General features: G+C 42.0%; 15 protein-coding genes. 5 read left to right on the forward strand and 10 right to left on the reverse strand.

Going from position 1 to position 8033, the window contains the following annotated elements; all coding sequences use genetic code 11:
• Positions 1 to 66 precede the first annotated feature (66 nt).
• The 3 genes from DP117_RS32600 to DP117_RS32610 all read right to left on the reverse strand — a co-directional run bounded on the left by DP117_RS32600 (position 67) and on the right by DP117_RS32610 (position 1319).
• On the reverse strand, positions 67 to 591 hold the full coding sequence (locus tag DP117_RS32600) for a hypothetical protein (RefSeq protein ID WP_169222308.1): 525 nt from the start codon (positions 589 to 591) through the stop codon (positions 67 to 69).
• 52 nt (positions 592 to 643) lie between these two features.
• The gene (locus tag DP117_RS32605; protein ID WP_169222309.1) at positions 644 to 820 is read right to left on the reverse strand and encodes a DUF2281 domain-containing protein; all 177 of its coding nucleotides are present in this window, start codon (positions 818 to 820) and stop codon (positions 644 to 646) included.
• A gap of 190 nt (positions 821 to 1010) precedes the next feature.
• Positions 1011 to 1319 (reverse strand): hypothetical protein, encoded by a 309-nt coding sequence (locus tag DP117_RS32610; protein ID WP_248277945.1) that lies wholly within the window; start codon positions 1317 to 1319, stop codon positions 1011 to 1013.
• Between the two features lie 337 nt (positions 1320 to 1656).
• Between DP117_RS32610 and DP117_RS32615 the strand changes: the two genes are divergently transcribed.
• From DP117_RS32615 to DP117_RS35755, 4 genes are all read left to right on the forward strand, one after another.
• A complete protein-coding gene (locus tag DP117_RS32615; RefSeq protein ID WP_339381123.1) occupies positions 1657 to 1863 on the forward strand; it encodes a hypothetical protein in 207 nt (68 codons plus the stop codon).
• Between the two features lie 419 nt (positions 1864 to 2282).
• The gene (locus DP117_RS32620) at positions 2283 to 2546 is read left to right on the forward strand and encodes a hypothetical protein (RefSeq protein WP_169222310.1); all 264 of its coding nucleotides are present in this window, start codon (positions 2283 to 2285) and stop codon (positions 2544 to 2546) included.
• A 263-nt stretch (positions 2547 to 2809) separates the two neighbouring features.
• Positions 2810 to 3421, forward strand: coding sequence for a transposase domain-containing protein (locus DP117_RS35750; protein WP_211176485.1), 612 nt, complete (start codon positions 2810 to 2812; stop codon positions 3419 to 3421).
• Between the two features lie 50 nt (positions 3422 to 3471).
• The gene (locus tag DP117_RS35755) at positions 3472 to 4179 is read left to right on the forward strand and encodes a transposase (RefSeq protein ID WP_339381124.1); all 708 of its coding nucleotides are present in this window, start codon (positions 3472 to 3474) and stop codon (positions 4177 to 4179) included.
• Between the two features lie 237 nt (positions 4180 to 4416).
• On the opposite strand, the gene DP117_RS32630 is transcribed toward DP117_RS35755, so the two are convergent.
• The 3 genes from DP117_RS32630 to DP117_RS32640 form a co-directional block, all read right to left on the reverse strand.
• Positions 4417 to 4716, reverse strand: a complete 300-nt coding sequence (locus DP117_RS32630) for a HigA family addiction module antitoxin (protein ID WP_169222311.1) — start codon at positions 4714 to 4716, stop codon at positions 4417 to 4419.
• A 26-nt stretch (positions 4717 to 4742) separates the two neighbouring features.
• Positions 4743 to 5036 carry a type II toxin-antitoxin system RelE/ParE family toxin gene (locus DP117_RS32635; protein ID WP_169222312.1) on the reverse strand — a complete coding sequence of 98 codons (294 nt, stop codon included), beginning with the start codon at positions 5034 to 5036 and terminating at the stop codon, positions 4743 to 4745.
• Positions 5037 to 5189: 153 nt separating this feature from the next.
• On the reverse strand, positions 5190 to 5426 hold the full coding sequence (locus DP117_RS32640; protein WP_169222313.1) for a plasmid partition protein ParG: 237 nt from the start codon (positions 5424 to 5426) through the stop codon (positions 5190 to 5192).
• A 234-nt stretch (positions 5427 to 5660) separates the two neighbouring features.
• Between DP117_RS32640 and DP117_RS32645 the strand changes: the two genes are divergently transcribed.
• Entirely contained in the window at positions 5661 to 5867 is a 207-nt protein-coding gene (locus DP117_RS32645; protein ID WP_339381123.1) for a hypothetical protein, read from the forward strand.
• A gap of 160 nt (positions 5868 to 6027) precedes the next feature.
• Here DP117_RS32645 and DP117_RS32650 read toward each other — a convergent pair whose 3' ends face one another.
• The 4 genes from DP117_RS32650 to DP117_RS32665 all read right to left on the reverse strand — a co-directional run bounded on the left by DP117_RS32650 (position 6028) and on the right by DP117_RS32665 (position 7993).
• Entirely contained in the window at positions 6028 to 6273 is a 246-nt protein-coding gene (locus DP117_RS32650; RefSeq protein ID WP_169222314.1) for a hypothetical protein, read from the reverse strand.
• Between the two features lie 164 nt (positions 6274 to 6437).
• Entirely contained in the window at positions 6438 to 7091 is a 654-nt protein-coding gene (locus DP117_RS32655) for a hypothetical protein (protein ID WP_169222315.1), read from the reverse strand.
• Positions 7092 to 7133: 42 nt separating this feature from the next.
• On the reverse strand, positions 7134 to 7355 hold the full coding sequence (locus DP117_RS32660; protein ID WP_169222316.1) for a hypothetical protein: 222 nt from the start codon (positions 7353 to 7355) through the stop codon (positions 7134 to 7136).
• A gap of 119 nt (positions 7356 to 7474) precedes the next feature.
• Positions 7475 to 7993, reverse strand: a complete 519-nt coding sequence (locus DP117_RS32665; protein ID WP_169222320.1) for an antirestriction protein ArdA — start codon at positions 7991 to 7993, stop codon at positions 7475 to 7477.
• Positions 7994 to 8033 lie beyond the last annotated feature (40 nt).

The following is an 8033-nucleotide window of genomic DNA, read 5'->3' on the forward strand; positions in this document are numbered from 1 at the left end:
CCCATCTCCCCTGAAAAAAATCGCTCTCCGAGTAGAGCAGATGCCGTCCGGAAATCAGGAGTTTACTCATATTGCTAACTCCTTAAAGAAGCGGATTAGATTTTCTGAGGGATGGTAGCTTGTAGTTCTTACAAGCTGATGAAACTCTTGATGGCAATTGGGGCAAATCTTAACGGTTTTTTCTCCACCCTCTGATTTAGGAATCGGGTAGTGGTGCGTATCCAGTATTAAAGTTCTTGCTTTGCACCATTCGCACACTAATGCCCCCAGTACAAAGCATTGAGGTTGTTTTTGACAGACTAACTCTTTGGCTTCTTTTGAAGATAGTTTTGATTGATTGAGCCATCCAGAAGAGGTAAGCTCTTTAAGTATCCTTTTAACCGTGACGAGAGCTGCACAACCTCCTAAGTAGTGGTAAATACCGTCAACTGTAAACGAAGATAGTTTTTGCTTGCCCAGATAGTCGTAATGATATCCGCCTATGATTGCAGCAACAACCGCGTTTTTGGTTATTTTTCCATATTCCGGATGAAAGACCAAGTACCCTTTACTGGGTTTAACATCAAACAGATTAGTAAGTTCACTACTCATTGCAATAGCTCCTGTTCGTTTGGTAAGTCACAATCCCAATTCCCTCTTAAAGTTATTCACTAGATGTTGTACCTACTAGATCCGCTTCTTCTAATGCTGCACGAGCATCTTCTTCTACATCGGCAAAGTCTTCTTTCGTTTTGAGAAACAGGAGGAAGTCTAATACTTCTGTTAGTACCTCTTCTGGTACTTCTTCCATCTGCTCAATGATTTTCTGCTTGGTGTTCATTTGTTGGCTCGTCTGCGTTCATTTGTTAAACTTGCTACTGTAGCTTGTATTGATATTATCACTAATTATTCAATACAAGCAAGCTCCCTTTAAAACAGTTAACCCGCCGAGTCGTCGATGGCGGGTCTTTCTTTACCGAGTAGTTCTAGTAACTGGTTGTGAGTCTGCCTGAGAGATTTGTTTTCCTCTCTCAGGCGCGTGATTCCCCCACTAATACTGAATTCCTTTCTTGTATTAAACGCTCTAGAGCCTCTACTCTGTGTTTTAGATCCATTACGTCAACGTTTTGGGCTTCGTTAACGTAGTCCTCAATCCACTTCAAAAGAACATCGGTAATTTTCTTGCCCTCTTGTTCAAGCTTATTGGTAAACCTAGTTTTCATTGCTGGGTCTATTTGAACTTGAATAAAAGTCCTTTCTCGCCTTGCCATACTTTCCTGTGCTGCAATATTGTCTGATGTTGTTAACCCCAAACTAGCAATGTCTGATGGTAATGACAAGTGTAGTGATAATGGTATTGATTATGTAGTGAAAAAATCATACTATTGTGATGACAAACAAAGAGCGATCGCCTACGGCAGAGCTTTGCTTAACGCTCTTTTAACCAAATAGTGCGATCGCCTTGTCGTAGTAAACCCCCATATTGGGAGACAAATAAAATAAATGATGACACAAGTACAAGCGCTCTTCAATGACTTGCAAGCAATCGCTCAATTGGAGTTGGAACAGTACGTGCAAGGGCAAGCAAGCGCGGTGGTGCAATTTGATGGTGCAAATTATTCCTTACAATCGGTAACTCAAGGCTTTTTGTCCAGTGCTGACAACGCAAATACACCCATCCCCAATCAAACTAACTCTCAAGCATCCCCAGAAAGAGAACCTATTAAACATACACTGGTTGGTTCTCCCAAAGCTGTAAAGAGCACAATTCGCGTTCTGCACCAACTCAAATACGCCTCTATTGGTGATTGGAGTCCTCTTGTACCAACTGGTAACACAGGTGAGGTTATGAGTATTTTGATACGTTCGATTTTGGTGCAATAGCTTGTTATCTCTTTGCTGCACTCAGCAATCGGAACCTCACCCTGCCCTATCGGGCATCCCTCTCCTTATTAAGGAGAGGGAAATATTTTAGCACCGATTCAAGCGAGGGAGTGGAACACTAGGGTGTGAATTTAAGGTTCAAAGGTTTATGCCACGTTGGTTTTACCTCACCCTGCCCTGTCGGGCATCCCTCTCCTTATAAAGGAGAGGGAAAGATTTTAGCGCACCCTAAAGCGAGGGTGAGGTTTTGAGCGCTTCGGTGTACACCACAGTAGCCTTATCCCCCAGAACTGCTCTAGGTGCGTTAGTCGTATGAAAAATCTTGAGTAGTGTAGCCCACCCTACGTGTGTTTCAAAAATCTTTGGAGGATTTCTATATAATTTATTTATCAGCCAGTTACTAAACAGTAATTTCTAATATGAATTCATCAAATCTACGCACAAAACTTCTTACAGAAATCAGTCTTATTCCAGAAGAAAAACTAGAAGAATTATATAACTTTATTCATGATTTTCGTTTAGGTGTAGAAGCATCTCAAGCTACAATTGAGCAGACGATGCAGTTTGCTGGTTGCTGGGAGGATATGTCTGATGAAATGTTTGCTGATTTTAACGAAGAAGTCATGACACGTCGCCAGCAAGCATTTTTAGCGAGAAGAAGTGATGAAAGCAGCATTGATTGACACAAATATCCTATCGTTATTCTTCCGCAATCAAACTTTAGTTGTTGAACATTTTGAAGCGAATGGCACTAAGAAAAGCTCTAATCTATGTGGAATAAGGGCTACAGCTTGTAGTACTTATTGAGGAGTAATCGTATGGGTCAGGCGATCGCGCACTGTAGAGATAAGGTAAGGTTACCCAAAAATTTTTGTATGTAGAAAAAGCTTACTCGTTCATGAAATACTTTCTTTGATACAAGTAAGCCAATAGCATAACTACTACTGTGACAAATCGTGTGACAATCCTCAAGGATAAATTTAACCAAAGTCTAGGATTACCTTTTAAAGAATTATTACCATCCTCGGCAATTGAGCAAGCCCTATCCGAGCTAAAAATTAAATATAAGAAGCGGTTATTTGATCCAATAGTAACGTTGTGGGCGTTTTTATCTCAGGTTTTAGATACTGATAAAACTTGCCACAATGCAGTGAGTAAAGTCATTGCTTATTTGGTAGGAGAAGGAGTAGAAATTCCTTCAACTGATACGAGTGCTTACTGCCAAGCACGGTTAAGATTGCCAGAAAATTTACTAGAAAAACTTTTTAGTCAAGCTGCACAAAGATTATCAGAGACAGTGACTACAGAACATCTATGGTGTGGTCGAAATGTCTTGGTAATAGACGGTTCAACTGTTTCCATGCCTGATACTGTAGAGAACCAGAAAGCATACCCTCAACCTAAGACTCAAAAAGCTGGATGTGGATTTCCTATTGCCAAAATAGGTGTGATATTTAGTTTAGTAACTGGTGCGGCTGTTGCTTTAGTTATTGATGTTCTAAATACTCATGATATCAAACTTGCACGCGTTTACTCTATCAGTTTCTTAATCCCTTAGATATCCTTTTAGGAGATAGAGCTTTTTGCGCTTACGCTGATCTAGTCGCCATTAAAAAACTTAATTGTGATGCAGTCTTCCGTAAACATCAAGCCCGAATAACATCAATGCGAAAAGGTAAAGTTGTTGGAGATTGTGACAAATTAGTTACTTGGTACAAACCTAAAATCTGCCCCAAAGGACTGAGCCTAGATGAATTTGATGCTCTGCCTTCAACCATAACTGTGCGAGAAATTTACTACTATATTTTTATTCCTGGTTTTCGCACTCAACGAGTCAGTTTAATCACTACTCTATTAGATACAACAACCTACTCTACTCTGGAAATTGTTGGTCTTTACGGTAAACGTTGGGATGTTGAATTAGATTTAAGGCATCTAAAAACTACCTTGGGCATGGATATTTTACGATGTAAAACCCCCTCAATGGTACGCAAAGAAATTTATGTTTATTTGTTAGCTTATAATCTACTTCGTAGTTTGATGTGGTCGGCAGGTACTACTTACGCTACTCCTCCGTTGTGCTTGTCTTTACAAGGAACTCGCCATCATTTAAATAACTTTATTCCCGAATTGTTAGCCACTGCTTCTAAAAAACGTCTTCAAATTTATTGCACTTTACTTAAAGTTATTGCCCACAAGGCTGTCAGCAATCGCCCCGGTAGAAACGAACCCCGAGTTCGCAAACGTCGCCCAAAAGCTTACCCTTTGATGACCAAACCCCGGCATGAGTTACGCAAGCAGTTGCAAACCGCTTAAACTACAAGTGTTTTGGCTTTTCTTAGTGCCATTCCATTTTGAAGCTTATATTAGAGTACATAGCAAAATCAATATTTCTGCTTGTTAATTTCCCCCAGAACTCTTGGGGGCGATTGCCGCAGCCTTGGTTCTGGGGGAAAGTGGGCGCGAGCCTATACTGAGGGATAAAATCACGTATGCGTAATTTCTGCTTGTTAATTTCCCCCAGAACTGAAGGGAGCGATCGCCTCATCATCGTTAACTATTGAACTGCACAATAGTGTTCAGTTCCTCTTCTTCTTCCTGAAAGACATGGTACATGTCCCAATTCTGTTGAAGATTCAACCAAAACTGTGGGCTATTCCCAAAAAACTTTGATAATCGTAAAGCGGTACTTAAGGTAATACCACGCTTTTCATTCACAAGCTCATTGATTCGTTGATAAGAAACATGAATTGCATTTGCAAGGTCACTTTGTGACAACCCAAGTGGCTCAAGAAAATCTTTAAGTAATATTTCGCCGGGATGTGTGGGCGGTCGTTTGGTAGGAATTCTCATATCTTTATATATATCTTCTTATGGGCTTAGTGATAGTCTACTATTTCAACTTCTTCTGAACCCTCTTGTGTCCATACAAAGCAGATGCGATATTGGTCATTAATCCGAATGCTATGCTGACCAACTCTTTCACCTTGAAGTGCTTCTAATCTATTACCTGGTGGAACTTTCATGTCATTCAAAGTATGTGCAGCATTCAGTTGATCTAATTTCCTTTGAGCGACTTTCCAAAGGGTTTGAGGGCACTGTTTTCGTGCGTCTTTTGAATCAATGCCATCAAAAATGTCTTCAGTTCCTTTATCTTTGAATGATACTATCATACATAGCATGGTAGCACGGATATCATGCTAGAGCTAACAAATCGCTACAACACAACAGAGGTCTGTTGTCTACGTTTCGTATGCCCAGAGGGCACGCTGCGGACAGGTGCTACCGGGGAATTGTGACTTGGTATCAGTTCTGGGGGATAAAGCTCAAGAATGTTTTTTTTCTTGAGAAAGCTTTTTCTCCTGCTCCTCGCACCAAGCAGCGATTAATTCTTTGGCAACACTGCTCATATCCGTTTCTGACTGCACACACAGCGACTTGAAGCGGATTTTTAACTCTTTGCCAATTACCAGTTTGACTGTATCTTCGGGTTTTGCCATCTCATCATTCTGGCATGGCATAGGGGGAATAGAATCAATATTCCCATATTCCCATATTCCCATGTTCCCCCCAAGTTGATATACTCAAAAGTTAAAAGCGATCGCTCCCAACGCCAACCGGAAAAGCGATCGCTTTGTAAACCCCCATATTGGGAGACAAATATAATGATGACACAAGTGCAAGCGCTCGCATATGACTTGCAAGCAAGCGCGGTGGTACCGAAAGATGGTGCAAATTATTCCTTACAATCGGTAACTCAAGGTTTTTTGTCCAGTGCCGACAACCCAAATACACCCATCCCCAATCAAACTAACTCTCAAGCATCCCCAGAAAGAGAACCTATTAAACATACACTGGTTGGTTCTCCCAAAGCTGTAAAGAGCACAATTCGCGTTCTGCACCAACTCAAATACGCCTCTATTGGTGATTGGAGTCCTCTTGTACCAACTGGTAACACAGGTGAGGTTATGAGTATTTTGATACGTTCGATTTTGGTGCAATAGCTCGTTATCTGTTTGCTGCATTCAGCAATCGGAACCTCACCCTGCCCTGTCGGGCATCCCTCTCCTTATAAAGGAGAGGGAAAGTTTTATACCAATGGACTTTTTCTGATACTGGCGAGACACGAGCCGCTGAAATTGGTTCAGTAGTTCTGGGGGAAACTCACAGTGTCAGTTCCTCAACCCGCTTCACCCTCACCACCAACTCACCACCCAAAATCTCTATCACTCTCTTTACAATTCTGTGCTTGGTGTCTTCCGGGTCTTTTAGCACCTTACGCATGAGTGAACCGTACTTTCTGATAGCTTCATCATCTGAAATGCCCGGAGATTCCTGCTTTCCATACTCTCTGGCAAGGTCAGAAATGTTCCATTTTTTTTCATTTAGTAATTTTTCTAGCGCATTCATGCTACAGCTTTGCATAGTATTGCTATTTAATTCTAAGCGGTAGTTGCCCTTAGTTGTATGCTGTCGTGAGTGCTTGGACTGCTTATTAGCATGATTGTGTTGCAAAGGTGATAGTTCTGGGGGAAAAAGGGGTGCAGTGAGCGCACCCCACACATAATTAAAAATTAGTCGTTATCAACAGCGGCTGGTAAAGCTATCCGACTAGTTTGGTTAAGCAGTGCCAAAATTTCCTTCTGGTTCATGCCATCAACGCAGATAGAGGTTGCCTCTAAATCCATATCAAATAGCAGTTCCATTTGGTCTGGGTTTTGGATTATGGCTACGGTGTTGTTGAGGGTTTTCTCTTCCTCTGGCTTGCACTCGCGCCACGCCCAATCAATTACGTACCAGCTGGCATTCTGCATTACCCCGTTTTCGTCTTCAATTGCGCCTGACTTCTTAATAAACTTGGGCATCCACACCAACTCGCGGGGGTCGTAGCCTTGGGACTGTGCAATAGCTACTTGACAACCGAAGTTTTTCAGTGAACCGCTGCGACCACTGCGGCTGTTTTTGATTAATGTATAGTACACAATTCCCATTGGCACTTCTCCAGCGATGGGCGTAAACCAAATTTGCCCTTGGGCGATGCGTCCGTCCATATACTCACTGACACGGCGCGAGAAGTGGACAATCAGAAACTCAAGCCTAGAGCCGTAATCAGTTTCACCAATCATCCATTTCCCTTCCTTACAGTCGTTGCGACAGAAAACCGCCATTTCAGGAATGACTAAGCCAGTGTTTTTAGGTGTAGATTCAAAAAATTTATGACGTGCCATTTTGGTTTATCCCCAGCTGCTATGGCTGGGGTGCTACTGGTTTTAGAAGTGGTCAAAGCTTGGGGTTTCTGGGTTGAAGCCGATTTCTAACTGATACTGTCTGTCCTCATACCCACTCATATACCACTCGTTATCTAAGTACTGAGGCGGTAGATTAAAGCTGTGGTCAGCTTCACCCTGCTCAAACCAGTAGAGAATTAAGCAATCTCGCTGCTCGTGCAGTTCAGCAATTTCTCGGTCTATATCTGCAATACGGTTATACATTTGATACCTAGTTGTTGACGGATGAGCTGCCGCTGTCTCTTGGCGGGGATGCGACAGCTTGATTTGAAAAGTCAGGTGTGTTATGGGTTCCCCGTATGTTGGGGGACATATGATGCTATTTAATGGCGACTAAAAACGTGGGTTTCTTCATAGCCGACTTCGACTGAAAAGTAAGAATCGATAAACCAGTCACGAGCGATCGCTTTCCAGTCAATGTAAAAAGCAGGAATACCTAACTCTTCCAACTTCTTAAGCCTTCCATCTTGCTCCCACATTTCATAAACAAAGTCTTCTTCGTCTTTGTATTTGCCTAAGTAATGTTCCTGGAAGTCAGAAGCTGTGGAATCATTGCCGTAGTATTCACAGTAAAGTGCAAAGGCTTTTCCATGTTCTTGCAATAACTCGGCTAACTCTGCAATGCGCTCGATTGATTCATGCTCATCAATTTTTATTTCCTGCCAGTTTTCAAAATCATGTATCGCCCACTCTTCGGTATCTGGTTCTGGGGAATTTGAGAGCATTTCATTAATTTCTACCCAAATGTCGTCTGCGTCTTGGTCGCAGTCAATCCAGCGCCCATGTAATTTGCCGTTGTTGTATGCGCTAAGACAAGCTACATAAATCCCAATACGGTTCAGTTAAGCTTCAAAGTGTTGTAAATTGAGCATTGACCTCAAA

Origin of the sequence: Brasilonema sp. UFV-L1, assembly GCF_012912105.1 — a bacterium.
In the GTDB taxonomy this organism is placed as follows: Bacteria; Cyanobacteriota; Cyanobacteriia; order Cyanobacteriales; family Nostocaceae; genus Brasilonema.